This window comes from Pantoea sp. CFSAN033090 (genome assembly GCF_001264395.1).
In the GTDB taxonomy this organism is placed as follows: Bacteria; Pseudomonadota; Gammaproteobacteria; order Enterobacterales; family Enterobacteriaceae; genus Pantoea; species Pantoea agglomerans.
Genome location: NZ_LGYX01000013.1, coordinates 157,138 through 182,488, shown reverse-complemented (window position 1 = coordinate 182,488; position 25,351 = coordinate 157,138). Strand labels below are relative to the sequence as shown.

Here is a 25,351-nt window from a genome sequence, read left to right as displayed (position 1 = left end):
TGCCTGAGATGGGTACAGCGGGGCCGCAGCGGCTGAGCAGGGCAAGGGGGCTGGTGGTGGGGGCGGGCGGGCTTAGTGCAACGCTGCTGCCGTTACTGGCAGGCGCGGGTGTGGGATTTATCCGTCTTTACGATGGCGATCGGGTTGAACTGCACAACCTCCACCGGCAGACGCTGTTTGGCGTCGACGATGTGGGTCAGCAGAAAGTATTTTGCGCTCAGCGTGCGCTGGCGCAGCGCAATCCTGACTGTCGCGTTGAGGCGCATCCTCACGCGCTAAGCGCCAGTCAACTGCCGCAGGCGCTGGAGGGGATCGATCTGGTGGTGGACGCGGCGGATAACTTCGCTATTACTTATCAGCTCTCCGATGCCTGTTATCCGGCAGGCCTGCCGCTGATCTGCGCCTCGGTGCTGGGACGCAAAGGCTATGTTGGCGGATTCTGTGGCGGTGCGCCTGGCTATCGCGCGCTGTTCCCGCAGCTGCCCACGGCCTCGGGTAACTGCAATACGGCAGGCGTAATGGGACCGGCGGTAGCGACGCTGGGCGCAATGCAGGCGCAGATGGCGCTGAGCGTATTGTTAAAACTGACGCCATCGCCGCTCGGCTGCATGATCCACTGTGACTTTGTTGACTGGCATATCAGGCAGTTTCGTTTTGATGACGCACCTGAACCTGACGCGCCCGGCACGCCCTTTATCGATCGGGCCATGCTGATGGAGGATGATTGCATAGTGGAGTTGCGCAGCCTGGAAGAGGCACCGGTCAGTGTGGCCGAGCAGGTGGTGCGAATTCTGCCGCAGCAGATAGCGGCCTGGCAGCCGCCGGTGAATCAGCGTGTGGTACTGGTGTGTGCCAGTGGCATGCGCGCAGCCCAGGCGGCTGAGAACCTTGCCGCGCGGGGGATTGCGCGGCTTGCGCTGGTGGCGGCAAACACCCTGTAGCGTGCCGGTTTAGACCACCTCAACCAGCTGGAACGTCTCGAAGATCAGCTCCATTTCGCTGTGAAAATAGCCTTCACGCTCGAAGTAGCGCTGATGTTCCTGACGCCAGTGGTCGAGGCTCAGATCGCCTTCACCCTCCAGCATCGCCATCTCGGGCGTCACGCGGTCAAAGCGCGTCAGGAACAAGCCGGTGGTGCGGATCACGCAGACGGGCTGCTGTTCGCCGTTGAGAACAATGCTGTAACCGCCCGGTTGAGGCAATGCTTCCTGATCCTGCCAGCTCCGCAACGACCCGCAGGTAGCCACTTTCTTACCGGCAATAATCAGCGTTGCGAGCTCGCTGGCTAATTCCGGGGAGTCACCAAATGCATCTGTGAAGGCACCCGGATATTTGTCCTGCAGTTGTTGCAGCGTCATCGTCATCAGCAAATCCTCAATGAATTAGGCGTGCGGGCCCGGCGTAACGTCAGGTTATCGCCATGCAGGCCAGCGGTGCCGTTAAGATGAACAACAGCAGCGGCTTTATTCCCACCGTCTGCTGTTGATAGCGGTACAGCTTACCCGGCCTCCACATGGGAAAACAGGCTTAATTATCAGGATATTGAGTTTGCGCGTGAGTAGGGTCGCAAAGGAGAGACTCAGTCTGGCGCGGCCAGGCACAGCCGCGCACTAAGATTAACGAATCAGAAAGCTTGCCCAGTGCGCTATATCGTCACCGCTGCTGATTTCGGGCTGTACCAGACCGTTAACCATAAAGGTCGGTGAAACGTGAATGCCGTTCTGACGGGCATACTTGCAGTGCCATTTAATGGCGTTCTGCAGGTCGGGCTGATCAAACGCGGCGCTGGCATCTACGCCGCTGACCTCTTTCAGGCGGGCGAGGATTTGATTCGGCGTGGCATCGCGGTTCGGACCGGTACAGTGATCGGTGAACTCAAACTCTTCACGGTGATCGGCCACCGCCTGCATCACCTTTTTCGCGGCCTCTTTACTTTCGCAGGCGGCGGCAAGGATATAGCGCACTATCAGCCCGGAATAGAGGTGCCACGGCTGTGATTGCAGACGGATCTTCAGGGTGATGTTCTCTTCACCCGCGTGCGCCAGTAACGCGTCGAATTTATTGAAGGCGCGCACCGAAAAAGGACAGGTGGGTTCCAGAAAGACTTCAAAGATCTCAGGGCCGTGGCCCCATACCAGTACATCAGCGTGCTGACTCATCGACAACTCCTTGAACATTAACGAGACGGGAAACCTGTTTACCCTGGCAAATCCCTCTGACATCAGCCAGTTAAGAATCAGCTGCAATTGTTACAAAAAACAGCAATCAGCTGATGAGTCGCGTGTAATACGCGACAGGCAGGTCCATTAGTCGTTAGAATTGCCAACTTTGGCATTTTCAACTGCTGGCACGGCGTAGCCGCCCACGAACAGCTATAGTTGTCAGCAGTGTGCAATCTTTTGCAGGATGCAGCCATTTAAGCTGCTTCACTGCTGTTTGTTTGCCCGGAGCTGATAAGCGTTAGAAGAGGTTAATTTTGCATACCGATCTCACCTGGAAAACTCTCCATCACGTCATCAATCAGACGATCTCTGACATGCTTGACGAGCAGCAGACCATTGATGTGTTATCACTGCGCGCCCGCCTGCATGAACTGGCTGAAAAAGAGGAGGATGAGGTCATGCTGCTCTGTTACTGGCAGGCCAGCAAAATTCTGATGCGATTACCCACGACCGTCACAGCCAGTCAGTTAATGACCGCGGCACGCCACGCTTTTCGCACCCCGCTGAATCACGATCTGCTTTAAAGGCTGCGTCCTACACAAACATCAGGATGGTCCTCACTCAAGCTTCAACAGCGTGTTCCCTTATTTTTCTCCTGAACACTGTTTTCCCCAATCTCTGTTAAAATTGAACCTCTGCGCCACTTTGCAGGATGCATGTTCGGGAGAAACTATGTTGTGGATTTGGAATGCCCTGATTGTTCTGGTCACTGTTATCGGAATGGAGATAACGGCTGCACTGGCGCACAGATACATTATGCATGGCTGGGGTTGGGGCTGGCATCTGTCACATCATGAACCGCATAAAGGCTGGTTTGAGGTTAATGACCTCTATGCCGTAGTGTTCGCCGCTCTGTCGATTTTGCTCATTTATCTGGGCAGCACGGGTGTCTGGCCCTTGCAGTGGATCGGCGCGGGTATGACGCTCTACGGCCTGCTCTATTTTATTGTGCATGATGGCCTGGTACATCAGCGCTGGCCATTCCGCTATGTTCCGCGCCGGGGTTATTTACGCAGGCTTTACATGGCGCACCGCATGCATCATGCGGTACGAGGCAAAGAGGGCTGTGTCTCGTTTGGCTTTCTTTACGCGCCGCCGCTGTCAAAACTGCAGGCGACGCTGCGAGAACGTCATGGCGTTAAACGGGGCGCTGCCAGAGGTCAGCGGAGCGTGGAGCGTGACGCGCCACCCGGGAAGTAACCGCCTGACCCGATGCCGCCACCAGCAGTGCCAGTTTCTCTGGCGTGCTGGTGGACTGGCGTTGCTCCCACGCCTGTGAACCCGCCTGAACCACCTTCATACCGATTTTACGATAGACCTGCTGCGCGGTAGCAATCGCCCACGCTGAACGCAGCGGTAAACCCGGCAGGCCAGCCGACGCCGATCGATAATAGGGCTCCGCTGTTTCCACCAGCCGACGGGCGACGTGGCTGAGTGCCTGGCGATTTTGCGGATCGGCGAGATTCTCTCCGGTCAGCCCCTCTTCAGCCAGCCACGCAGCGGGCAGATAGCAGCGTCCCGCTTCAGCATCTTCAACGATATCGCGCGCAATATTGGTCAGCTGAAACGCCAGACCGAGATCGCAGGCGCGATCCAGCGTGGCGTTGTCGCGTACGCCCATAATCTGCGCCATCATCAGGCCAACCACTCCCGCGACGTGGTAACAGTAACGCAGCGTATCATCCAGCGTCTGATAGCGTGTCTCATGCACGTCCATCGCAAAGCCCGCCAGATGATCAAAAGCGTAAGCAGGCAGAATATCGTGTGCCATTGCCACCTCCTGAAAGGCCGCAAAGGCGGGCTCATGCATCTGGGATCCGGCATAGGCCTGACGCGTTTTCATCTCCAGCTGCGCCAGGCGCTGTTCGGCGGATTGCAGCGATGGCGTATCGTTGCTGAATCCCAGGACCTGATCGTCAATCACATCATCACAGTGACGGCACCAGGCGTAGAGCATCAGCACGCTGCGTCGGGTTTTGGCATCAAACAGTTTTGACGCGGTGGCAAAGCTTTTCGATCCCACCTCCATGGTGTCTACGGCATGATCGAGCAGTGACGGACTATTCAAGCCAGATCCTCCAGCATCAATCCTGCGGTAGCCTTGGCCGAGCCAATTACGCCTGGAATACCCGCGCCAGGATGCGTGCCTGCACCGACCAGATAGAGATTATTAATATTTTTATCGCGGTTGTGAGGCCGGAACCAGGCGCTTTGCGTCAGGATCGGCTCCACTGAGAAGGCCGAACCCTGATACGCATTCAGCTCATCGCGGAAATCAAACGGCGTGAAGATGCGATGCGTGACCAACTGGCTCCGCAGGCCCGGCATATAGTGCTGTTCCAGATAGTCAAAAATGCGATCGCGCAGGCGCGGACCTTCAACGGCCCAGTCGATATCGGCGGTGCCGAGGTGCGGTACAGGCGCCAGCACGTAGTAGCTGCCGCAGCCTTCCGGTGCCAGTGAGGGATCGGTCACGCAGGGCGCATGCAGATAGAGCGAGAAGTCCTCTGCCAGGCCATCTTTGTTAAAGATCTCATCAATCAACTCACGATAGCGCGGACCAAAGCAGACCGTGTGGTGCGCCAGCTGATCGTGATGATGATTCAGGCCAAAATAGATCACAAACAGTGAGTTGCTCATGCGTTTGTTTTGCAGTGATCGTCCCTGCGCCTGCGAAGCGGGATGCTGGCTCAGCAGTTCGCGGTAGGTGTGAACCACATCTGCGTTGGAGGCAACCGCGCGGGTTGGGAAGACCCGGCCATCTTTCAGGTGTACCGCGGTAATCCTGTTTTCCTGGGTCTCCAGCCGGGCAACGCTGGCATTGAGCTCCACTTCGCCGCCCAGATCTTCAAACAGTTTCACCATGCCCTGCACCAGCGCGCCCGTGCCACCGCGCGGGAACCAGACGCCCCATTCACGTTCCAGCGCATGAATCAGGGTATAGATTGAGGAAGTGGCAAACGGATTTCCGCCCACCAGCAGTGAGTGGAAAGAGAAGGCCTGACGCAGATGCTCATCTTCAATGTAGCTCGCCACTTTGCTGTAAACGCTGCGCCATGCCTGAAGTTTTGCCAGCTGAGGCGCGGCCCGCAGCATGTCGCGGAATGACAGAAACGGCACGGTGCCAAGCTTCAGATAGCCTTCAGCAAACACCGCTCGGGAATAGGCCAGAAAGCGACGATATCCTTCAACGTCACGCGGATTAAACGCGGCAATCTGCGCTTCCAGCGCGGGCTGATCGTTGTCATAACTGAACACCTTGCCGGACTCCCAGCAGAGGCGATAAAACGGCTTCACCGGCATCAGCTCGACATAGTCAGAGAGCTTTTTACCCGCGAGGGTGAACAGCTCTTCAATGGCGCTGGGATCGGTGATTACCGTGGGGCCGGCATCAAACGTGAAGCCCTGATCCTGATAGACATAAGCCCGGCCGCCAGGCTTGTCACGCTGCTCCAGCAGTCGGGTGGGAACGCCTGACGCCTGAAGGCGAATGGCCAGGGCCAGACCACCAAAGCCTGCGCCAATTACTGTAGTTCTATTCATTGCATCGCCTGTTGACGGTGAGGAGTCATAATAGCCTGTAACGCCGCCAGAACGGGGACCGGGGGCTTGCCGCTTAAGATGCGCAGCCGATCAGGCAAAGTGAGTTTTCCCGCATAAAAACGGGCGATCAGACCTTCGGGAAGGCCGTAAAAACGTTGCATAACCTGCCAGCGCTGGTCAGCCGGACCCGCCAGAAACAGCATACGGTTCAGCATGCGGAAGAAGCGCTGTTGCTGCCAGGCCTGACTGGCGAATTGCTGAATGGTGGCGTGCAGGGTCTCAGAGGTAAACGTCTGCATCTGCGCCAGCCGGTCAGCCAGCGCGACCGCCAGCGGCAGAGAATAGCCGGTAGTCGGATGGAATAACCCGGCACGCAAACCGCTGCAGGGCAAATCGCGTTTCTGCCAGAAGGCGGCCACGTCGCCGGTCAGCGTAATGGGCAACGCGCCTTGCTCTTCGCGTAGCAGCCGGTCTAATCGCCACCCCTGCTGCGCGGCATAGTCGCGGATATTCTGACGGGCGCGATCGCCTTCCAGCGTGGCGTTATCAATGTAGTGGGTATCTTCAATCAGCAGGGTGTCTGCAGAAAAGGGCAGGCTGTAGACAAAGCGATAGCCTGCCTGCTGATCTACCGTGGCATCCATGATGATCGGCGCGGTCAGTCCATGTGGCTCGCTGAGCTGCCACTCCTGTCCGACAAACGACTGGAAGCCCATGCGCAGCGCGGCATCGGGCTGGTAGCCACGGCCATCAATCACTGCGTCACTCTCCAGCACCCGGCCATCGTCCAGCGTAACCGTGCGTGAAGCGATGCCCGCAACCCAGGTATTCAGCAGCAGATCCGGCGCAAACCTGTCGCGGATGACCTGCGCGAAGCGCTCCGCAGTCACGCAAAAATAGCCACTGTTCAGACTGCGACTGCGTTGGGGAAAGCGGACCTCATAGCCAGGCCAGTGATGTACTACCAGCGGAGCGATCCAGCGATGCTGCGTTTCGGTGAGATCTTCCGCATGAAACGACCAGGTGTGATTGGCACCCGGTTCACGTTCGGCGTCAATCAGCAGAATGCGCAGGGAGGGCCGCTGCTGTCTCAGGCGCAGGGCGATCAGCCCGTTGGCCAGTCCCGCACCCACCAGAATCAGATCATACCGCGGCATAGTGTCTCCTGGTGAGCACCGGCTGGCGGGTCAGCATCGCCTGTTCGACGATGTCCGCCGCCAGGGTGGTTCCGCCCGCCTGACGAAGTGCGCTACGCAGCGTTTTCATCTGCTGAACGTAGCTTTCATCAGCCAGTAAGGTCTGGAGCTGACGCGCCATGGAGTGGCTGGTGGTAAAGCGTGAGGCGCGACGTCCGATACCGTGCCAGACCACTCTGGCAGCCACACCCGGCTGATCAAAGGCCAGCGGGATCGTCAGCAGCGGCGTCAGGTGGTTAATCCCATCCAGCACCGTATTCATGCCGCCGTGCGTAATGGCAAGATCGGCCTGCGCCAGTGCAGCCGCCTGGTCGGCAAAATCGACCACCTGAACATGGCTGGCCTGCGCCAGTTTCTCCGCCTGGAAAGGTGACAACCGACCGCAATGCGCCAGCAATAACTGAGCGTCGATCTCCTGGCAGGCGCGGACGATGGTTTTAAACAGGCCGTAGCGATGTCCCTGCAGCGTGCCGAGGGAAGCAAAAATGCGCGGTCTGTCGCCATGCGGGAAGTAGCGAGGCTGCGCCTCGGCGGGTGCCGGTTCAGTGGTACGCAGCGGGCCAACCGAATGGAAATGATCGGGCAACGCCTGGCGGGGAAAATCCAGTTCCGGAATCAGCTGGCTGATCTGCGCCAGCGGTGAAAAACAGTGATGCAGTTTTTCCCGTGGTGCTAATCCCATCGCATGAGCGTTGCGGGCGATCACCCGATCGTGACGTCGCATCAGCCAGTCATAGATTTTTTCACTGGTGCGATAGCGTTCGCGCGCCTGATCGGTCCTGGCATAGTGAAACGGCATCACGGCCAGCGGGAAATCCGCTTCACGGTTAAGTGGCAGCGCACAGGCAACCGAAACATAAGGCAGGTTCAGCGCTTCTGCCGCCAGTGCACCGGCAGGCTCCATCTGATCGACGATCACGCCATCAATCGCCAGGGTGCTCAGCACCACGGGCAGTTCACGACAGAGCATATCGGTGCTGCGGGCCATCTCATTGATCAGTTTCAGCATTGAGGGGCCGAGAGGATGCGCCGCCAGTTGCAGGGTGTGTGCCAGACTGCCCGCCGGATGCGAGGCTAAACCCAGCGGGAAAAAGCCGATACGGCTATCGGTGAGTAGCGCGCTAACGTCCGTCTGCTGGATGAAAGTGATCTGGTGTCCGCGTGCGATTAAGGCCTGGCTAAGGTGCTGAAGCGCCTGCACATGGCTATAGAAGGGCGGTGCAATGACCGCAAAGTGGCTCATGCAGCATCCTTAACTGACGGCAGCGAGTTTTTTCTCAAACCAGGCCTGAACAAAATGGTGTGTGGCATAACCGTCCTGGCAGGCCGATAACAGATGCTCGCTGGCGCAGCGCAGATGATCGCGCAGTCGCGTTTCAACCGCCTGTGGTCCCAGCAGATTCACCAGCGTTGATTTCCCGTCATCCTGATGGGCATCTTTACCGGTGTCGGCCATGCCGTCAGTGAGATCGTCCAGTAGCTGGAAAGCCTGACCAAGATTAAGCGAAAAACGGTGCAGCTGTTCGCGGGCTTCACCTGAGGCTTCAGCCACGATAGAGGCCATCTGCATGGAGGCGCAGAACAGGGTGCTGGTTTTATAGTGATTGGTCATCAGAATGGCGTCAGCACTGCGTGGCTTGTCACCTTCGGAGAGATCCTTAAACTGCCCCTGTACCAGCCCCTGCATGCCGACTGCGTGGGATAATTCTGCCACAGCGTCGGCTCTGGCGGTTGCCGTTAAGCCTTCTGCCGCAGCAACCACGCCGAATGCCTTACTCAGCAGGGCCACCGCGGCCAGAATCGCGACATGTTCACCATACTGGCAATGAATGGTCGGACGTCCGCGACGCAGTTGCGCATCATCCATGCAGGGCATGTCATCCAGAATCAGTGATGCGGCATGCACCATCTCTACCGCGCAGGCGAGATCGAGCAGGCCGGCAGGCGTGGCGTTGCAGCCCAGATCGCGCGCTGCCAGCAACAACAGCAGTGGACGGATACGCTTTCCTGGTGCCAGCGCACCGTCGCGCATGGCAGCGCCCACTAAGTCACGTTCGCTTTCAACCGGTAAAAGCTGATCAAGCCGTTGCTCAATGTCGTTCAACAGGCTGGCTGCATCGCTGTGTATGAAATTGACGTGTTGTTCTGCACAGACCGTCATCATGGCTGTCCTTATCTACAGAGGAAGTCACAGCAGGTCGAATGATTCGATGCCATCTTCAATAATCGTCCCCGACTGCCATAGCATAGTTGGCAGGTTTTCAAAGAACGGCGGGTTAATCCATTACAACTAAGAGTAGTTCACGATAATAAAAATGTCGGAGAATTCAGCAGCCTTCCGCGTTTTGCGGCGATAGCCGGACGGGCATTATGCGTGATTTAACCCAGTAATGCGCGCAGCTGTTTCATCACGCTGGCGACATCCTCCGCAGATAATGCGCCATCTTTAGCAAAGCGCACAATGCCTGCCGGATCAATCACCACCACGGACGCGCTTTCCGGCTTAAGATGCCAGCTGTGCGCGGTTACGCCACTGCTGTCGATAATGAATTGCTGCCACGGTGCCGCTTTTTTACTGGAAGCGATGCTGCGCACCACAAAAATGGCACTGCCAGGCAGCGCATCGTCAGTATTCACGATGGTGGTGGTCTGAAAACGGTCACGCGGCAAGCTGGCCTGCTGAATGGCTTCGATTAATCGTGCACTCTGATCCTTCGCTGAGAGACGACCCGCCACATGAATCACCAGACGCACTTTTCCGGTCAGCGTCTGACTGTTCCAGCGCTGATAATTTATGTCGCCCTGATTCAGCACCATTTCGCCTTTATCGGCAACGAAGACAGGTGGTACAGGCTGACCAGGGGTCAGGGTGTGAGCGGTGGCAAAGCCGGAAAACAGCAGGGCAATCATCAATCCATAATGGCGCACGGGTTCCTCACTTCTTTCTCGGTTTGCGTCAGACGCGGTGAACGCTCTCATTAGCAGGCAGAAGATTAGTACCACATCTATGTTTCAGATCAATAAAAGCATTCAGGATTTGGCCTGAAAATGCAGGGGAGATTGTGTTTACAGGAGGTGGGAAATGAGTACAGCATTGATGACATTACCTGAATTTGCCCGTTATATCGGCATTGCCACCCCAACGCTGGCGCGCGCCTTTTGCTGCCGGGGATCGCTGGCGGGTGTGCCGCTGCCGCAGGCGCTGGATGATGCTCCGCTGACGCAACGCCACTGGCTTCGCGATGATGTACGTCAGTTCGATCATGCCTATAAACGGGTTCAGGCGATGCAGCAACGGAGCACGCTTTAATCTGCGTTAAACAAGACGTGAGCGCGGGAAAGTTCCCGCGCTTTTTTATGCAAAATTATCGGGCTTTACCAGGAAGCAGACCAGATTGGCATCCCGCTCGCCCACGATCTCAATGCTGGAATCCAGCCCGCTGACGGCATCACCTCGACCCAATCGCTGATCGCCGACGCGAATAATCCCTTCAAGCACGGTGAGATAAGCGACAAAGCCCGGCATCGACGGCACGTCCAGCGTATGGTTGCGCTCAAGCAGTGTGTCGAAGATGTAGACTTCCTGGCGCAGTTCCAGCGGCGCATCAGACTCTTCCGGCCCGGCCAGTTCGGTCCAGCCATTGGTCATAATGCCCTGATCGCGCTCCAGCACCTGGGTCATCGCTTCACCGCCCCGAAGTGCCGGTCGGATAACCGCCTGTAACAGCTCCGCTTCATATAACGGCACCGACTCTTCGTATTGAACGCCATCACCCGCGTTCACCACCATCACGCGTTTTGCAGAGAGCTGGGTACGTTCGCCATTACTGTCCTGATGCTGCATCGAACCACGCCACAGGTAGGTGAAAACTTCTTCATCCTGATGCTGCTGCATCGGAATACGGGCATCGAGTTTTAGCGACATCAGATCAACACTGATCAGCGGGCTTAACGCCTCGCCAGGACGCTGGCGACGGACGGTAAAAGGACCGTACTCAAACAGTTGTTCAGGATTAGCTCGCACAATGTTCATGATTTGCTCTCAAATAAAGTGACTCATAACAACGATCATAGACCTCAGGCGGAGAATGAGAAGCCGGGAGTTTTGCCCGGCTTCGTCAGTTATTTTGAATAATAGAATGTTCGGCGTCTTGCCAGCTTACTTGCCCTGTTCGTCGCTCTCACCGAGGAAGAAATACCAGAGTGGAATCGACAACAGCCCGGTAAAGACCGTGGAGTAGAGCAGGATCATCATCGCCTGGGTGATATACATGGTCAGCGACCAGTGACTGAAGGGGATCTGATACTGATCAATCACTCCGCCAATCATCGCATTCGCCATCACCGTAATGACAATCAGCGCCAGCACCGTCACGCTGCGCAGAAAATAGCGCATCTCTTTGCGCTTCCCGGCAAAACGCGACTGGACGATGGCCAGCGGTGACTGCTTGTCCGGAGCGACATCCACGCGGACGACCGCGGCGCGCTGTGCGCTGCGCCAGCGCTGAATATCCAGCAGCACCAGCACCACCAGGCTGATTCCCATAACGGGCAGGGCATATCCCAGCGCCAGCATCACTATCAGGCTGGTGCCCTGCGCATAGCGCGGCAGCGCCAGCCAGGCGGATAACAGCGTCTGTGAGGGGTTGAGCTGCGGAACAGCCGGGCGACGAATCCACCACATGCGGTAGCCCAGCACAATCATTGTGCAGAGTCCAAAGCCAGACAGCGCCAGAATTAGCTGATTAGGCAGGCCAAACAGCACGCCCATATGCGCATCCACGCCCCAGCGGGTCAGTTTCGCCACCAGCGGGAAGCTGGCAAACTCAACGCGGTCGACCACGCTAAAATCAGTCGGATTAATTGAAACCGCATCGACCTGGCTTGGCCAGCTGCGGTCAATCTCCGAAACCGTCCACGCCTGTTCAGCGTTCTTAGGCTGACGTAGTTCCAGTTTCGCCGCGTGCAGTCCGGCCTGACGCGCCGCTGCCAGCGCCTGATCCCAGCTGGCATCCGGCTGATTGAGAATCACAGGCGCAGCGGTTTTGGCCGGCATGGTCATTCCGGACATCGTCATCCCTTCCATCGCACCGCGATGGTCAGCATGGGGATCGGCGGCTTCAGCGGGCGCGTTACCGTTTAGCGCGGTATTAACCTGCGGCGTTTTCCAGCCAAAGTCGCTGCGCATCTTTTCAATATTATTGCCCGCCCACTGTGACCAGGTCAGCCCGGTTACTGAAAAGAACACCAGTCCGATTGCCAGAAGCAGCCCCAGAGTGACATGCCAGTGACGGGTTGCCGCGAAGCCGCTCCGTGCTTTACTGCGGGTGCGCGGCGGCCGGGTGCCGGACCATAAGACAATCCCACCCAGCGCAGCGACCCACAGCCAGGAGGCTGCCAGTTCACTGTAGTTTCGGCCAAAATCACCCAGCAACAGGCCGCGATGCAGCTGATCCAGCCACATGCGCAGCGGCAGCACACCGCTGGTGCCATACACCGTCATATCGCCTTTCACCTGCAGGGTGTAGGGATCAATAAACAGCGATCGTGATTCCGATGGGCCAAGCTGTGGCTCGGCAAACTGCACGCGGGTCGTATCCTGCCGGCCGGGTGCCGGACGCACAGCGTAAATGCGTGCTGATTCACCGGCACGGGCTCGCGCAGCGGCAATCTGGGCGGACAACGGTTGGGCCTCACCCTGGGCATCGGTGGTCAGGGCATCATGGTAGATAGCCTGTTCCAGTTGCGGCGTCAGAACGTAGAGCGTGCCGGTGAGTGCCGCGACAAAAATAAACGGCGCAATAAACAGGCCGATATAAAAATGCAGGCGGCGAAAGAGATTAAACACCGTGCCGCGCGGTGCAGGGGACATTTCCTGAGAAGAGGACATAGCATTCCACACTTTTCAAAAGACAAAGACGATCAGGTGACGTTGTCACGCAATCGGATTAGTAAGCAGTGAGTGTGACGCGATAAAGGGTGGCGCGCGCGGTCGATGAAGACGCAACAGCCGTTGCCATTGGGGTGGATTGATAGCCGCTGGCGGCGGGGCGCGGCTGATCAGGCACATCCACCAGATAAACGGGATAAAAACCCAGAGCATCAGCGGAACATGCACCAGCAGATCGCAGTAGCCACAGGCAAAGCCCGGGCCCATCATCATCCCGTGATCAGCCATCGACATCTCGCTGTGATGATCCATCATCGGCATCTCTGCGCTCATGATCGAAGCGCCTTGCATCCTGGCATGATGTTCAGCGAGATTCTTTGAGATCATCGGTGCAACAAACAACAGCAGCACGGCCAGTATCGCAATACCGGCGGTGAGTCGTTGTCTGAGTGAAGATCCCGGCATGATTTCAACGGTCGTATGAGGTCAGAATTCAGGGCGGCAGTGTAACGCGAAGGGAATAAAAGAGTTAAATAAAGTGGCATTTGTTCCGAAAAATTTCGCACTCTTTGAACATTTTCACTTTAATTTCAGCATCATTTAACTTAGTTGTTACTCGCGGTGCACATACAAATAACATTAATCATTCGCCTGCGGTTTAACCAAACCTGATGAAGGAATAAAAAATGAAAATTGTAATGCTGGATGGTGACACGCTGCCGGTACCCCTGCCGACCGGTCAACAGCAGGCTGACTGGGAGATGCGCGTGCAGACTCCGGCTGAAGGCATTGTGTCTTCGCTGGCGGGCGCAACGGTCGCTATAACCAATAAGGTGCCGTTGCGGGCTGACACACTGCAACAACTGCCTGAACTGCGTTTTATCTGTGTCGCAGCGACGGGCTATGACTGTATCGATCTTGATGCCTGCCGCGCACGCGGCATCGTGGTCAGTAATGTTCCAGGCTATTCAACTCAGAGCGTTTCAGAGGCGGTGATAGCCGCGATTTTTGCCCTGCGCCGTCAGCTGATGGCTTATGCCAGCAATACCCGCATCGACTGGCCCCAGGCTAAGCACTTTTGTGTGCATCATCAGCCGATAGGGGATATTGGCGGTGCCACGCTGGGCATCGCGGGTAAAGGCGACATCGGCCAGGCGGTCGGCAGGCTGGCCCAGGCGCTGGGAATGCAGGTGCAGTACGCCGAGCGAAAAGGCAGTGAAAGGGTGCGTGACGGTTATGTCAGCTTTGAGCAGATGCTGGCGACCAGCGACATCATTTCGCTGCACTGCCCGCTGAGTGACAGCACCCGCCAGATGATTGATCGCGAGGCGCTGGATAAAATGCAGCCACAGGCGCTGCTGATAAACACGGCTCGTGGCGGACTGATTAACGAAGCCGATCTTGCTGCCGCGTTAAAGCAGGGGCAGATTGGTGGTGCGGCGCTGGATGTGCTGAGCAGCGAGCCGCCCGCTCCGGATAATCCGCTGCTGGCGGATCTGCCAACGCTGCTGCTGACACCGCACATCGCCTGGGCAAGTCGCAGCGGCGTGGAGAATCTGGTGGCTGGCATGATGGCCAATATCGCGGCCTTTATTCAGGGCGAGCCAATTAATGTGGTGAGCTGAGTCAGATGGAATAGTTTTTAATGCCCGACAGGGGTTGATATTCAGAGCAACCTCGTAGATTTCAGGAAAAGCCTTTTACGCGGTTTAGTCATCAGGGTATTAATTTCGTTATTTCCATCAGGACTTTAAACGTTCGTGCGCTACAGGAATTAGCGCCTTTTACTGGCTGAATCAGCCGATGTAAGCGCTTCAGGAACAGAAAGGATTCTGGCCAGTGAAAAAGAAGAACAGCACGCCTGTGCCTCATGATGCCACATTCCGGCTATTTCTGACTCAGCCGGATATTGCCCGGGATTTCATGGAGCTGCATTTGCCGCCAGAGCTGCGCATATGCTGTGATCTCAGCACGCTGAAACTGGAGTCGGGGTCGTTTGTCGAGGATGACCTCCGGCAGTACTTCAGCGACGTGCTTTACAGTCTTAAAACAACCGCTGGCGATGGATATATCCATGTACTCATTGAGCATCAGTCTGTGCCAGACAAACATATGGCATTTCGGCTGATGCGTTATGCAGTGGCTGCCATGCAACGCCATCTTGAAGCAGGGCATAAGCGGTTGCCGCTGGTAATTCCCGTACTGTTTTACACTGGCAGACGCACTCCCTATCCCTATTCGACCCGGTGGCTGGATGAGTTCGACGACCCGGCGCTGGCGGACAGGCTTTACAGCCGCAGTTTTCCGCTGGTCGATGTCACGGTGATTCCTGACGATGAGATCATGCAACATCGCAGCATGGCGGCTCTGACCCTGTTGCAGAAGCATATCCGGCAGCGTGATCTGGCTGAAATGATGGACCGGCTGGTAACCATTTTGCAGGCTGGTTATCACTCTTCATCACAGGTGATAACGCTGGTACACTACATTGTACAGGCGGGTGAAACATCGGACGCCAAAGCCTTTGTACGGGAGCTGGCACAGCGTGTGCCCCAACACGAGAACGCACTTATGACTATCGCACAACAGCTTGAGCAGATAGGGCTTGAGAAAGGCATTGAACAGGGTATTGAACAGGGACGGACAGAAGGTAGTCGTGGAGCAAGCCTCAGAATTGCCCGAACCATGCTGAAGAGTGGCATGGATCGCAATACCGTTATGCGGATGACTGGTCTGAATGAAGACGATCTGGCGCAGATTTCGCACTAATTAGTTTTTTGAGTTCTGATTATCGCTGACGACTCAAATCGCCAGCGGACTACACGGAAAATGCAAAATCAGCTTCCCGAAATCATGGGAATCCCGCCGCATTTCACCACAGCGAGCCTGTCACTTGCGCGCTCAGACTCAGAATATCGATCGCCCCAGCTTCTCGGTCAGCAATTCCAGCACAGCGGTACCGGCCAGAGAATTGCCCGCGCTATCCAGCCCAGGCGACCAGACGGCAATGCTCATCTCACCTGGGATGATGGCAATAATCCCGCCACCCACGCCCGATTTTGCGGGCATCCCGACTCTCCACGCGAATTCGCCAGCGCCGTCGTACATCCCGCTGGTGATCATCAGTGCGTTAATTTGCCGCGCCTGACGTGGAGTAATCATCTGGCTGCCATCCAGCGTTTTGCCCTGATTCGCCAGATAGATAAACGTGCGGGCCAGCTCAACGCAGTTCATCGACAGGGAACAGTAGTGGAAATAGGTCTGCATCACGCTGGTGACATCGTTGTCGAAATTTCCAAACGACTTCATCAGCCAGGCGATCGCTGCATTGCGGGCCGAATGTTCGAACTCAGAGCGGGCAACGTGGCGATCATAATTGATATCGGACTGCTGACTCAGCTGGCGCACAATTTCCAGCATTCGCTGACGCGGGGCGGTCAGTCGGGTTTCCAGCAGATCGCAAATCACCAGCGCACCGGCATTAATAAACGGATTACGCGGCTTGCCCTGTTCCAGCTCCAGCTGAACCAATGAATTAAATGGCTGGCCAGAAGGCTCTTTGCCGACCCGCTGCCAGATTTCGCTGTCCTCATAGCGGGTCAGTGCTACGGTCAGAGAAAGCGCCTTGGAGATCGACTGAATCGAAAAGCGCGTCTCAGCATCGCCCGCCTGAAAGAGGGTGCCATCACGCAGGCAAACCGCTATTGCCAGATGATCGGCAGCCACATCCGCCAGCGCAGGGATATAGTCAGCCACCTTTCCCTGATGGATCAGCGGACGCACCTGATCCAGGATCTCCTGCAGCAGAGCATTATTCAGTTCAGACACGCACATTCTCCCGTCGATTCCCGCCGACCCGTGATGCTAAGCATCCGCGATCGGCGAGTCATTTATTGTTAACGGCTCCGCCGCATTTTCAGCTAATGGGTTTTGACTGCGCTGCCAGCGGAGCCAGCAGCATCTGTAACAGGCTCAGCATTGCCAGCAGGCTGAAGGGCAGCGTCCAGTTACCGCTCTGCTCATGGAGCACGCCAAAGAACAAAGGGCCGAGTGCCGCCAGCGCATATCCGACACACTGTGCCATGCCCGACAGCTGTGAAGCCTGACGGTGATGAGTGGCTCGCAGATTAAACAGTGAGAGGCAGAGCACCAGTGATGCGCCTGCGCCCAGTCCGGCCAGTGTCAGCCAGATGACGGCCCACTGCGGATTGAGCAATAGGCCCAGCATGCCGAGGAAAATGCCTGATGAAGCAATAAACGCGGTAAGCCGGGCATCTTTTACCCGCTTCAGCGCCACCATGCAGCCCAGGTTAGCGACGATCGCAATTGCCTGATACCAGAACAGCAGCCAGCCTGCGTGGGCCTGACTGAAGCCGTTATCCTGGGCAAACAGCGTAAACCAGTCAATCAGGGTATAAAACGCCAGCGATTGCAGCGCCATAAACAGTGCAATTTGCCAGCCGCCTGCCGTTCGCCACGGATGGCGATATGCAACGGGCGCATCTGCGGGCGCTACGGTTGAACGCCGTTGACGTAACAGCGGCAGCCAGACGAGTAGCGCAATCAGCCCCGGTAGCGCCCAGACAACCAGCGAGAGTCGCCAGCCTGCCGCTGAAAGCTGGCTCAGCGGAACGGCAATGCCAGATGCCAGGCTGGCAGTAATCGACATGGTGGCGGCATAAAGGCCAATATATTTAGCGGTGTGGGCGGTGAAATCGCGTTTAATCAGTGGCGGCAGCAGCACGTTGGCGGCGGCAATACCTGCGCTGAGCAACAGCGTTCCGCTCCACAACGCCGCTTCAGCAGGCAGCCAGCGCAACAGCGAACCGGCAGTGATCAGGCATAGCGCGCCCCATAAACTGCGCTCAAGCCCGACGCGATTTCCCAGCCAGGCGGCCAGTGGGGCGAGCAGGGCAAACAGCATCAGTGGAATAAAGTTAAACAGACCTGCTTCACCGACACTCAGGCCAAAGGTCTGGCGGATATCCTGTAGTACCGGGCCGATGACAGTAATGGGCGCACGAAGATTAGCCGCGGTCAGCAGCAGGACGAACAAAAAAAATGTGGCGCTGGAATACGCAGCGAGAGGTTTAGCTGGGTGTTGTACAGGCATCATGGCAGGGATCATCACATGCAGCAGTGCTGCGGGGGCGTTGGTTGACGTTAACGCTTACGCATCAGAATTGATGTCTGGGCGCTACTTTACTGACCGGTTAGCAGCGTGTAAAGCCTTGTTATGCGATGAAATAGCGTAATTGAGATCTCACAGCAGCGATCGCCTTGTGACAGGATCAATGGAATTCAGGTTCAGGGAAATGACCGCAGTCGTTCTGGCTGGGATTGGAGCCTGGCTGGCAGGTCTGCTGGCGGGTTTCGGCCGCCGGAACCGGTTTTTCAGCGTGCCATGGGGCACTACAGGCACTGAGAAGAGAAACCAGAATCATCACACTGATAACGCGCATATCCGCTCCTTATTAACCGTCATGAACAAGGCCACGTCGGTGATCGGCGGTTTGCAGGTCAGGGACGTCTTACCTGAGTGTGGTATCTAAGGGGATAATGTCAATTAAAACAGAGCAAACATCAGCGCGACAGGAAAACTCATCGGCCAGGTGGCCCCCACCAGAAAGGCGCTCAGCAGTTTGATGCTCAGCTTATCTTTGGCGATGAAGAACGTGATCAGCGTAGCGATCAATGCAACAACGGCATAGAAAATTAGCATACCCTGGTACAGTGTCATTGATATCTCCGCAGCGTCATTAAGGTTTTCGCTGCGCATGATGCGGATTTTTGTGATCCAGATCAAGTGAATCAGGGTTTAGCATCTAAAGAAATCATGGGTAGGGGCAGTTGGTTCGCTCGCTGAACTTCATCGTAACAGCGGGCGATTTCAGGCTGAAACCAGGCGGGAAAAACGCAGCTAAAACCTTGGCTGATGCCGTAAGCCAGACTGAACAACCTCTGGCGAAGGCTCCCGGATTAACCGTTGCCATGACGCAAAAAAAGCCCGCCAGCGAGGACGGGCCTGTTATCGGCACTGCATCACTACAGGATATGCGCTTTAACTCTGGCGGTATAACGCCATCACGTCCTCCAGGTCCGGCGTACGTGGATTGCCGCCGGTACAGACATCATCCAGCGCGGCCTGTGCCAGTGCAGGGATATCCGCCTCTTTTAAGCCCACTTCACGCAGCGAGCGGGGAATACCCACATCGCGACAGAGCTGACGCACCGCGGCGACCGCCGCTTCCCGCGCCTGATCCAGCGACAATGACTCAACCTGTTTCACACCCATTGCGCGGGCAATGTCGCGATATTTTTCGCCAGTGCTTGAGGCATTCCACGCCATCACCTGCGGCAGCAAAATGGCATTGGCTACGCCGTGCGGGACATTGTAAAAGGCGCCCAGCGGGTGTGCCATGCCATGCACCAGACCAAGGCCGACATTAGAGAAACCCATACCGGCCACATATTGTCCCAGCGCCATCTGCTCAACTGCCTCAATATTTCCTGCCACCGATTCACGCAGTGACTGGCTGATAATCTCAATGGCTTTGAGGTGTAGCATATCGGTCAGGGTCCAGGCTCCGCGCGTGATGTAGCCTTCAATGGCATGAGTAAGGGCATCAATACCGGTCGCAGCCTTCAGCGACGCTGGCATGCTCGCCATCATCTCCGCATCAATGATCGCCACTTTCGGTATGTCATGGGGATCGACACAGACAAACTTACGGCGATTCTCTTCATCGGTAATGACGTAATTAATCGTCACTTCTGCGGCGGTGCCTGCCGTGGTCGGGATAGCGATGATCGGCACGCACGGATGACGGGTGGGGCTGACGCCTTCCAGGCTGCGGACATCTTCAAACTCAGGGTTATTAATAATAATGCCGATCGCCTTGCTGGTATCCTGTGGTGAGCCCCCGCCAATGGCGATCAGGTAGTCGGCACCTGACTCTCTGAACACCGCAACACCCTGCTGCACAACCCGAATGGTAGGATTCGGCACCACCTCATCATACACCGCCCAGTCAAGCTGATGTTGCGCCAGCAGATCGGTCACCCGCTTCAGCGCACCCGCCGCGACCAGCGCTTTGTCAGTGACGATCAGTGCTTTTCGCATCCCGCGACGTTGTACCTCTTCCGGCAAATGGCGCAAAGCACCAGCACCAAACCAGGCGGTTTCATTGAGAATCATACGTTGGGTCATTAAAACATCCTCTGTTAACAAATGAATTTTTACCATCCGTGATCCCCGGTTCATGTTCTGCGCAGAACCTCTCACTTTCAGGTAAAGACATTTGATAAAAATCAATCAATTAGTAAAAATCACTGCGCCTGTGTCAGCTGGTTTTCGTGCGGTATGTCTGAAATCAGGCTACAGACCTGTTGATGGATTTCTCACTGTCGTCAGTGATATGTAACACTGGGTCATCAGCAAACCCGCATGCCTATGAGGAAAGAAGACATGACCCGATTCGTAATGAATAAAAAGGATGATCTCGTCGACAGCGCGTTAGATGGCATGATTTACGCCAGCCCGTGGCGCAATCTGGTCCGGTTGCAGGTCGATCCGCGCATTCGCATCGTGATGCGTAATGACTGGCAAAAACAGCAGGTCGCGCTGATTTCCGGTGGCGGTTCAGGCCATGAACCGGCCCATGTCGGCTTTATCGGCAAAGGGATGCTGACGGCTGCCGTCTGTGGCGATGTTTTTGCTTCCCCCAGCGTTGACGCGGTTTACAACGCCATCATCAATATTACCGGTGAGGCGGGGTGTCTGCTGATTGTGAAAAACTACACCGGAGATCGACTCAACTTCGGTCTGGCGGCAGAAAAAGCGCGCAAAGCGGGATTCAGCGTCAATATGGTGATTGTCGGTGATGATGTTGCGTTGCCCGATAACCCTCAGCCACGCGGCGTCGCGGGCACGTTGCTGGTGCATAAAGTGGCGGGCTTCGTCGCAGAGCGGGGTGATGACCTGACGGCGGTGACCGAGGCAGCAGAGGCAGCCAGTCGTGCTATCGCCACCATGGGCGTTGCGCTCTCAAGCTGCCATCTGCCGGATGAACAGACCGGCCAGCGAGTGCCAGACGGCAGCGTTGAAATGGGGCTGGGGATTCACGGCGAACCGGGTGTTGACGTCATGCAGACGCAAAACAGTCAGCAGATTGTGCAGCATCTGCTGGAGAAAGTGATGCCGGACAACGATCAGCCACGCGCGCTGTTAGTCAATAATCTTGGCGGCATGTCCGCGCTGGAGATGAGTCTGGTCACGCGGGATCTGATTGAGTCGCCGCTCAGCCGGGGTAGTGATTATCTGATTGGTCCGGCTCCGCTAATGACCGCGCTGGACATGAAGGGCTTTTCCGTCACCTCCATGACGCTGACGCCGTTGTTCGAAGAGGCGATCTGCGCGCCGGTTGAGGTCACCGGCTGGGTTCAGGCGGTTAAAATCGCGCCGCTGCAGCCGGTAAACGCGACAAAAGAGGCAACATCGCATCCGGCGCAACCCTCAGATAACCCGACCGTCGCTGCGTTTGTTAACAGCATCTGTGAAACCCTGATCGCCAGCGAAAGCGAGCTGAACAAACTGGATGCGCAGGTCGGTGATGGCGATACCGGTTCGACCTTTGCTGCTGGCGCACGCCAGATCCAGCGCGAATGTGCAGATAATCAGCTGCCGTTAAATGCCTTGCCCGATCTGCTCGCGGTGACGGGTGAGCGACTGGCGACCGTGATGGGCGGCTCCAGCGGCGTACTGATGGCGATCTTTTTCACCGCTGCTGCGCAGCAGCTGGCCGAAGGGGATGCGCTGCCCGCGGCCCTGCAGCAGGGTCTGGAGAAGATGAAGCAGTATGGCGGGGCACAACCAGGAGATCGCACGCTGATTGATGCGCTGCAACCGGCAATCGAGGCGTTGGTGGCGGGTAAATCGCTGGCAGAGGCGGCTGATGCGGCACAGCAGGGCAGTGATGCAACCGCCAGCATGGGGAAAGCAAAAGCGGGCCGATCATCTTATCTCAACAGTGCTAACCTCAACGGCGTGTCTGATCCGGGTGCCGTTGCTGTCGCCAGGGTCTTTGCGGCATTAAAAAAACTTTAATCCTGTCACGACGCTAAACGCGCCTGGAGAAAGGCCAGTAACTGGCGGTTTACTTCGCTGCGCTGACGGTGCTGCGGGTAAACCGCATTCAGAGAGAGTGCGGGCGGCAGATAGTCGTCCAGCACGGTCACCAGCTCACCGCGTTGCAGGGCTGTCTCAACGATAAAGGCGGGTAACAATACCAGTCCTAAGCCTGCCAGTGCGGCATCACGCAGGACCTCGCCATTGTTACTCACCATCGGTCCCTGAACCGCCAGCCACTTGGGTTTACCATTGACCTGCAGTTCCCAGCCATTCTGACCTTCACGTCCGTAGCGCAGACAGGCATGTTGCAGCAAGGCTTCTGGCTGCTGCGGCACGCCTGCCCGTTCCAGATAGCGGGGGCTGCAGCAGATAACCCGCTTCAGCTCGCCGAGCGGACGGGCAATCAGTGTGGAATCAGCCAGCGTACCGATGCGAATCGCCATATCAACGCCTTCGCCAATCACATCGGCATAGCGGTCAGCCAGCTCAATATGAAACTGCAATGACGGATGGTGGCTCAGAAATTCGGCAATCAGGGGGGAGAGGTGGCTCATGCCAAAGGACATCGGCAGATTGATTCGGAAGGTGCCGCGCAGCGCCTGCTGCTGCTCTGACACCGCCAGTTGCGCTTCCTGAATCTCATCCAGAATGCGCTGAGCATGTTGCGCGAACAGTAAACCTGCATCCGTTACAGACAGCTTACGGGTGTTACGGATCAGCAGTCGTACCCCTAATGATGCCTCCAGCGCAGCCATGCGGCGGCTGACATACTGTTTCGATAGCATCAGATGCTCAGCTGCTGCAGTAAAGTTGCCAGCATGCATTACCGCAACGTAAATCCGGAGATCTTCAATCTGCATAGTGTCCACTTATCGGTGACAATGACGATGATTCAGGCGAAACTTCAGCCAGACGCGTTAACTTATATCGGGTAATGCGTCACAGGGCAACGCGTCAGCTCTCTCAGCCAGCGCGACGGAGATCATAGATTTGCCGTTTCCTTACCCCTGAACAGGCGGTCAGTCGGGTCAATCGCGTTAAAGCCGTTATAGTAATCAGGCAGTGACGCAATCCATACGGAACATAATCTCTTGAGTAATCTGATAAGGAGTGGCTGGTGAAAAAATTACTCTGCGCGACGGTGCTGGCCGTTTTGCCAATGACCACGCTGGCGGCGTCGGTATTTACGCTGCAATCACAAGACTTCAGCGATAATGCGCTACTGGATAAAAAGTTTGCCGGTGCCAATAAAAGTAATCCTGCCTGTACAGGTGAGAATATCTCTCCCGAATTGAACTGGTCTGCGATTCCGGCGGGCACCCGCAGTCTGGCTCTTCTGATGACCGATCCGGTCGGGGCCAAAGGGCTCGGCGTTACCCACATGGTGGCCTATAACATTCCCGCCAGCCGCTCGTCATTTGCGCAGGGTGCTCTGACAAAAGGCAAGGACTACACCGGCGGAAAAAATACCCCAGGGACGCTGCACTATTATGGCCCTTGCCCGTCTGCAGGCAGTGGTCTGCATCACTATAACTTTGTGCTGATCGCCACCGATTTGCCGGTAGGTCAGTTGAAAGCGGGGTTAACCCAGGCAGAGCTGGTTGCACAGCTGAAAGGCCATGCGCTGGGCGCGGCCAGCACCGTTGGCCGCTTTAGCAATGAGTGACCTGCACGCTTGCAGAGGCAGCGCTGAACAGCCTGCCTCTGCGCGCAGCGGGTCAGTCGCCACTGAACATCTCGCGGATGCGCGACGCAATGTGATGCGTGTGCGTCTCCAGCGCGAAGTGGCCGCTATCCAGCATCTCGACCACCGCCTGTGGATTATCCCGCTGCCAGGCCACTGCGCCCGGTGGAATAAAGAACGGATCGTGCTTGCCCCAGATCACCAGCGTTGGCACCTGCTGCTGGCGAAAGAACGCCTGAAATTCCGGATAACGTTTCAGATTACTGGCGTAATTGAGAAACAGGGCCTGCTGAATATCTTTGTTACCGGGGCGCTCCATCAGCAGAGTATCCAGGGTATAGGTTTCCGGGGCGATCTGCTGCGGATCGCTCACCCCATGCAGATACTGCCACTTCACCCCTTCCAGCGTCAGGATGGCGTCACGGATAACCTGACCATTTGCTTCGCTGGGATCGTCCCAGTAGGCGCGGACCGGCGCCCAGGCCTCTCCTAATCCCTCCAGATAGGCGTTACCGTTTTGTGATATCAGTCCGCTGACGCGATCGGGGTAAGCCAGTGCCAGTCGCAGACCGGCAGGTGCGCCATAGTCGAAAACATACATCGCATAACGTTCCAGCCCCAGTGCATCGACAAAGGCGGTCAGCGTCTGGCCAAGCGCGTCGAAGGTCCAGGAATAGTTGCGCTCAGCAGGCACTTCAGTGAAGCCAAAGCCCGGCATATCGGGTGCGATGAGATGAAATTTATCGGCCAGAAGCGGGATCAGATTGCGGAACTGATGTGAAGAGGTGGGAAAGCCATGCAACAGCAGCAGTACCGGCAGGGAAGGATCGCCCGCTTCGCGATAGAAAATATTGACGCCATCGGCCTGCTGGTAACGATACGAAATGGATTGATCACGCATGCTGAACTCCTGTAACTGGTTAAATGATGTTTATGGGGTTACTAAGAGTCATTATGCAGCCAGAATGTAACCTGTCAAATCAATTTATAATGGTTACAAAAGGTGCGGTGTAACTATTCAAATAGTACTTTGTCGGTTACAGTGGCATCAGCAGAGTTAACAAGGGAGGCAATATCATGGCGGAAACGCAATCACACACCGCCCAGGGACCGTGGTTTCTGGCTGATCATCCGGCGCTGGATTTCATCAATACCCTGGCCATCGTGGAAGGCCAGCCGCACGACTTCTGGCAAACCGATCAGGATGTTGAAGCCTGGCTACACCAGGCAGGACTGACACCAGATGCCCCGGCTCCGCAGCATGAACCGGGTGCACTGTTGGAAGCAGCGCGTCACTTACGTCAGATCATTCGTGATAACGTGCAGCAGCACAAAGCGGGAGAGGGCGTTGATATTCAGGCGCTGAACGCCTGGCTGGGTGAAGCGACCAGCCATCTGCAAATGACCGGGGAGCCGGGTGCCTTAAAAATCAGGCGGGTCTATGCGGGCCAGAGTGTGATGCAGCGGCTGGGACAGGTTGCGGAACAGGCTGCGATGTTGCTGGCGCAGGAGGATTTCAGCAGAGTCCGTGGCTGTGAACATCCCGCCTGTACACTGTGGTTTTACGATCGCACCAAAGCGCATCGCCGCCGCTGGTGCAGCATGGCGCTGTGTGGCAATCGGGCGAAAGTGGCGCGTTTCAGGGCAGTTAAATCAGCTGGGTAAACAGATCGGATGGCAGATAAA

At 56.5% G+C, this 25,351-nt stretch carries 27 protein-coding genes; 9 read left to right on the top strand and 18 right to left on the bottom strand.

All coding sequences use genetic code 11. The annotated features are described in order from the left end of the window. Positions 1-941 (top strand): HesA/MoeB/ThiF family protein (locus tag AFL22_RS13830; RefSeq protein WP_072123924.1); only part of this gene is annotated, 941 nt, incomplete at its 5' end. Between the two features lie 9 nt (positions 942-950). Here AFL22_RS13830 and AFL22_RS13825 read toward each other — a convergent pair. Continuing rightward, on the bottom strand, positions 951-1,364 hold the full coding sequence (locus AFL22_RS13825) for an ASCH domain-containing protein (RefSeq protein WP_010247476.1): 414 nt from the start codon (positions 1,362-1,364) through the stop codon (positions 951-953). Between the two features lie 252 nt (positions 1,365-1,616). After that, positions 1,617-2,159, bottom strand: a complete 543-nt coding sequence (locus tag AFL22_RS13820; RefSeq protein WP_010247473.1) for a thioredoxin domain-containing protein — start codon at positions 2,157-2,159, stop codon at positions 1,617-1,619. A 317-nt stretch (positions 2,160-2,476) separates the two neighbouring features. On the opposite strand from AFL22_RS13820, the gene AFL22_RS13815 reads away from it, so the two are divergent. Together AFL22_RS13815 and AFL22_RS13810 are read left to right on the top strand one after the other, a co-directional pair. After that, complete coding sequence (locus tag AFL22_RS13815) at positions 2,477-2,746, top strand: hypothetical protein (RefSeq protein ID WP_010247470.1); 270 nt, start codon at positions 2,477-2,479, stop codon at positions 2,744-2,746. A 148-nt stretch (positions 2,747-2,894) separates the two neighbouring features. Then, positions 2,895-3,422: a sterol desaturase family protein gene (locus AFL22_RS13810; RefSeq protein WP_052271627.1), complete on the top strand. Its 528-nt coding sequence runs from the start codon at positions 2,895-2,897 to the stop codon at positions 3,420-3,422. On the opposite strand, the gene crtB is transcribed toward AFL22_RS13810, so the two are convergent. From crtB to AFL22_RS13780, 6 genes are all read right to left on the bottom strand, one after another. Then, positions 3,361-4,290: a 15-cis-phytoene synthase CrtB gene (gene crtB / locus AFL22_RS13805; protein WP_052271626.1), complete on the bottom strand. Its 930-nt coding sequence runs from the start codon at positions 4,288-4,290 to the stop codon at positions 3,361-3,363. The genes AFL22_RS13810 and crtB overlap by 62 nt on opposite strands. Beyond that, complete coding sequence (locus AFL22_RS13800; RefSeq protein ID WP_010670728.1) at positions 4,287-5,765, bottom strand: phytoene desaturase; 1,479 nt, start codon at positions 5,763-5,765, stop codon at positions 4,287-4,289. Before AFL22_RS13800 ends, crtB begins: the two co-directional genes overlap by 4 nt. Then, positions 5,762-6,922: a lycopene beta-cyclase CrtY gene (crtY, locus tag AFL22_RS13795; protein WP_052271625.1), complete on the bottom strand. Its 1,161-nt coding sequence runs from the start codon at positions 6,920-6,922 to the stop codon at positions 5,762-5,764. The genes AFL22_RS13800 and crtY overlap by 4 nt, the downstream gene beginning before the upstream one ends. Beyond that, positions 6,909-8,204 (bottom strand): glycosyltransferase, encoded by a 1,296-nt coding sequence (locus AFL22_RS13790; RefSeq protein ID WP_052271624.1) that lies wholly within the window; start codon positions 8,202-8,204, stop codon positions 6,909-6,911. The genes crtY and AFL22_RS13790 overlap by 14 nt, the downstream gene beginning before the upstream one ends. 9 nt (positions 8,205-8,213) lie before the next feature. After that, entirely contained in the window at positions 8,214-9,122 is a 909-nt protein-coding gene (locus tag AFL22_RS13785) for a polyprenyl synthetase family protein (protein WP_010247444.1), read from the bottom strand. Between the two features lie 218 nt (positions 9,123-9,340). Beyond that, the gene (locus tag AFL22_RS13780) at positions 9,341-9,871 is read right to left on the bottom strand and encodes a YtfJ family protein (protein WP_010247442.1); all 531 of its coding nucleotides are present in this window, start codon (positions 9,869-9,871) and stop codon (positions 9,341-9,343) included. Positions 9,872-10,043: 172 nt separating this feature from the next. Here AFL22_RS13780 and AFL22_RS13775 point away from each other — a divergent pair, with 172 nt between their 5' ends. Then, positions 10,044-10,271 (top strand): hypothetical protein, encoded by a 228-nt coding sequence (locus AFL22_RS13775; RefSeq protein ID WP_010247439.1) that lies wholly within the window; start codon positions 10,044-10,046, stop codon positions 10,269-10,271. A gap of 45 nt (positions 10,272-10,316) precedes the next feature. Here AFL22_RS13775 and AFL22_RS13770 read toward each other — a convergent pair whose 3' ends face one another. The 3 genes from AFL22_RS13770 to AFL22_RS13760 form a co-directional block, all read right to left on the bottom strand. Continuing rightward, positions 10,317-10,994 carry a pirin family protein gene (locus tag AFL22_RS13770; protein WP_052271623.1) on the bottom strand — a complete coding sequence of 226 codons (678 nt, stop codon included), beginning with the start codon at positions 10,992-10,994 and terminating at the stop codon, positions 10,317-10,319. 126 nt (positions 10,995-11,120) lie between these two features. Next, positions 11,121-12,851 carry a DUF2534 family protein gene (locus tag AFL22_RS13765; RefSeq protein ID WP_052271622.1) on the bottom strand — a complete coding sequence of 577 codons (1,731 nt, stop codon included), beginning with the start codon at positions 12,849-12,851 and terminating at the stop codon, positions 11,121-11,123. A gap of 45 nt (positions 12,852-12,896) precedes the next feature. Next, entirely contained in the window at positions 12,897-13,316 is a 420-nt protein-coding gene (locus AFL22_RS13760) for a DUF2946 domain-containing protein (RefSeq protein ID WP_010247431.1), read from the bottom strand. 221 nt (positions 13,317-13,537) lie between these two features. On the opposite strand from AFL22_RS13760, the gene AFL22_RS13755 reads away from it, so the two are divergent. Then, a complete protein-coding gene (locus tag AFL22_RS13755; RefSeq protein WP_052271621.1) occupies positions 13,538-14,476 on the top strand; it encodes a D-2-hydroxyacid dehydrogenase in 939 nt (312 codons plus the stop codon). A 214-nt stretch (positions 14,477-14,690) separates the two neighbouring features. Continuing rightward, complete coding sequence (locus AFL22_RS13750) at positions 14,691-15,620, top strand: Rpn family recombination-promoting nuclease/putative transposase (RefSeq protein ID WP_052271620.1); 930 nt, start codon at positions 14,691-14,693, stop codon at positions 15,618-15,620. A 138-nt stretch (positions 15,621-15,758) separates the two neighbouring features. Here the strand turns inward: AFL22_RS13750 and glsB are convergent, their stop codons facing one another. The 5 genes from glsB to fucO all read right to left on the bottom strand — a co-directional run bounded on the left by glsB (position 15,759) and on the right by fucO (position 20,061). Next, entirely contained in the window at positions 15,759-16,679 is a 921-nt protein-coding gene (gene glsB, locus AFL22_RS13745) for a glutaminase B (RefSeq protein WP_029519319.1), read from the bottom strand. A gap of 88 nt (positions 16,680-16,767) precedes the next feature. Further along, positions 16,768-17,967, bottom strand: coding sequence for an MFS transporter (locus tag AFL22_RS13740; protein WP_052271633.1), 1,200 nt, complete (start codon positions 17,965-17,967; stop codon positions 16,768-16,770). A 175-nt stretch (positions 17,968-18,142) separates the two neighbouring features. Continuing rightward, on the bottom strand, positions 18,143-18,313 hold the full coding sequence (locus AFL22_RS24275) for a hypothetical protein (protein WP_010247418.1): 171 nt from the start codon (positions 18,311-18,313) through the stop codon (positions 18,143-18,145). Between the two features lie 104 nt (positions 18,314-18,417). Beyond that, positions 18,418-18,591: a GhoT/OrtT family toxin gene (locus AFL22_RS13730; RefSeq protein WP_010247416.1), complete on the bottom strand. Its 174-nt coding sequence runs from the start codon at positions 18,589-18,591 to the stop codon at positions 18,418-18,420. Between the two features lie 321 nt (positions 18,592-18,912). Continuing rightward, positions 18,913-20,061, bottom strand: coding sequence for a lactaldehyde reductase (gene fucO, locus AFL22_RS13725; protein WP_052271619.1), 1,149 nt, complete (start codon positions 20,059-20,061; stop codon positions 18,913-18,915). A 258-nt stretch (positions 20,062-20,319) separates the two neighbouring features. On the opposite strand from fucO, the gene AFL22_RS13720 reads away from it, so the two are divergent. Beyond that, a complete protein-coding gene (locus AFL22_RS13720; RefSeq protein WP_052271618.1) occupies positions 20,320-21,957 on the top strand; it encodes a dihydroxyacetone kinase subunit DhaK in 1,638 nt (545 codons plus the stop codon). Positions 21,958-21,962: 5 nt separating this feature from the next. On the opposite strand, the gene AFL22_RS13715 is transcribed toward AFL22_RS13720, so the two are convergent. Beyond that, positions 21,963-22,841 (bottom strand): LysR family transcriptional regulator, encoded by an 879-nt coding sequence (locus AFL22_RS13715; protein ID WP_033768559.1) that lies wholly within the window; start codon positions 22,839-22,841, stop codon positions 21,963-21,965. A 257-nt stretch (positions 22,842-23,098) separates the two neighbouring features. Between AFL22_RS13715 and AFL22_RS13710 the strand changes: the two genes are divergently transcribed. Beyond that, a complete protein-coding gene (locus tag AFL22_RS13710; protein ID WP_052271617.1) occupies positions 23,099-23,647 on the top strand; it encodes a YbhB/YbcL family Raf kinase inhibitor-like protein in 549 nt (182 codons plus the stop codon). Between the two features lie 52 nt (positions 23,648-23,699). On the opposite strand, the gene AFL22_RS13705 is transcribed toward AFL22_RS13710, so the two are convergent. After that, positions 23,700-24,566, bottom strand: a complete 867-nt coding sequence (locus AFL22_RS13705; RefSeq protein WP_010247407.1) for an alpha/beta hydrolase — start codon at positions 24,564-24,566, stop codon at positions 23,700-23,702. Positions 24,567-24,742: 176 nt separating this feature from the next. Here AFL22_RS13705 and AFL22_RS13700 point away from each other — a divergent pair, with 176 nt between their 5' ends. Next, complete coding sequence (locus AFL22_RS13700; RefSeq protein WP_052271616.1) at positions 24,743-25,330, top strand: ABATE domain-containing protein; 588 nt, start codon at positions 24,743-24,745, stop codon at positions 25,328-25,330. The last annotated feature ends 21 nt before the right edge of the window (positions 25,331-25,351 follow it).

What these genes read in the sequence shown, in the direction of transcription:
- AFL22_RS13825 (WP_010247476.1), bottom strand. Translation starts at nt 1,364, where the DNA reads ATGACGATGACGCTGCAACAACTGCAGGACAAATATCCGGGTGCCTTC.
- AFL22_RS13820 (WP_010247473.1), bottom strand. Translation starts at nt 2,159, where the DNA reads ATGAGTCAGCACGCTGATGTACTGGTATGGGGCCACGGCCCTGAGATC.
- AFL22_RS13810 (WP_052271627.1), top strand. Translation starts at nt 2,895, where the DNA reads ATGTTGTGGATTTGGAATGCCCTGATTGTTCTGGTCACTGTTATCGGA.
- AFL22_RS13800 (WP_010670728.1), bottom strand. Translation starts at nt 5,765, where the DNA reads ATGAATAGAACTACAGTAATTGGCGCAGGCTTTGGTGGTCTGGCCCTG.
- crtY (WP_052271625.1), bottom strand. Translation starts at nt 6,922, where the DNA reads ATGCCGCGGTATGATCTGATTCTGGTGGGTGCGGGACTGGCCAACGGG.
- AFL22_RS13790 (WP_052271624.1), bottom strand. Translation starts at nt 8,204, where the DNA reads ATGAGCCACTTTGCGGTCATTGCACCGCCCTTCTATAGCCATGTGCAG.
- AFL22_RS13785 (WP_010247444.1), bottom strand. Translation starts at nt 9,122, where the DNA reads ATGACGGTCTGTGCAGAACAACACGTCAATTTCATACACAGCGATGCA.
- AFL22_RS13780 (WP_010247442.1), bottom strand. Translation starts at nt 9,871, where the DNA reads ATGATTGCCCTGCTGTTTTCCGGCTTTGCCACCGCTCACACCCTGACC.
- AFL22_RS13775 (WP_010247439.1), top strand. Translation starts at nt 10,044, where the DNA reads ATGAGTACAGCATTGATGACATTACCTGAATTTGCCCGTTATATCGGC.
- AFL22_RS13770 (WP_052271623.1), bottom strand. Translation starts at nt 10,994, where the DNA reads ATGAACATTGTGCGAGCTAATCCTGAACAACTGTTTGAGTACGGTCCT.
- AFL22_RS13765 (WP_052271622.1), bottom strand. Translation starts at nt 12,851, where the DNA reads ATGTCCTCTTCTCAGGAAATGTCCCCTGCACCGCGCGGCACGGTGTTT.
- AFL22_RS13760 (WP_010247431.1), bottom strand. Translation starts at nt 13,316, where the DNA reads ATGCCGGGATCTTCACTCAGACAACGACTCACCGCCGGTATTGCGATA.
- AFL22_RS13755 (WP_052271621.1), top strand. Translation starts at nt 13,538, where the DNA reads ATGAAAATTGTAATGCTGGATGGTGACACGCTGCCGGTACCCCTGCCG.
- AFL22_RS13740 (WP_052271633.1), bottom strand. Translation starts at nt 17,967, where the DNA reads ATGATGCCTGTACAACACCCAGCTAAACCTCTCGCTGCGTATTCCAGC.
- AFL22_RS24275 (WP_010247418.1), bottom strand. Translation starts at nt 18,313, where the DNA reads ATGCGCGTTATCAGTGTGATGATTCTGGTTTCTCTTCTCAGTGCCTGT.
- AFL22_RS13730 (WP_010247416.1), bottom strand. Translation starts at nt 18,591, where the DNA reads ATGACACTGTACCAGGGTATGCTAATTTTCTATGCCGTTGTTGCATTG.
- fucO (WP_052271619.1), bottom strand. Translation starts at nt 20,061, where the DNA reads ATGACCCAACGTATGATTCTCAATGAAACCGCCTGGTTTGGTGCTGGT.
- AFL22_RS13720 (WP_052271618.1), top strand. Translation starts at nt 20,320, where the DNA reads ATGACCCGATTCGTAATGAATAAAAAGGATGATCTCGTCGACAGCGCG.
- AFL22_RS13715 (WP_033768559.1), bottom strand. Translation starts at nt 22,841, where the DNA reads ATGCAGATTGAAGATCTCCGGATTTACGTTGCGGTAATGCATGCTGGC.
- AFL22_RS13705 (WP_010247407.1), bottom strand. Translation starts at nt 24,566, where the DNA reads ATGCGTGATCAATCCATTTCGTATCGTTACCAGCAGGCCGATGGCGTC.
- AFL22_RS13700 (WP_052271616.1), top strand. Translation starts at nt 24,743, where the DNA reads ATGGCGGAAACGCAATCACACACCGCCCAGGGACCGTGGTTTCTGGCT.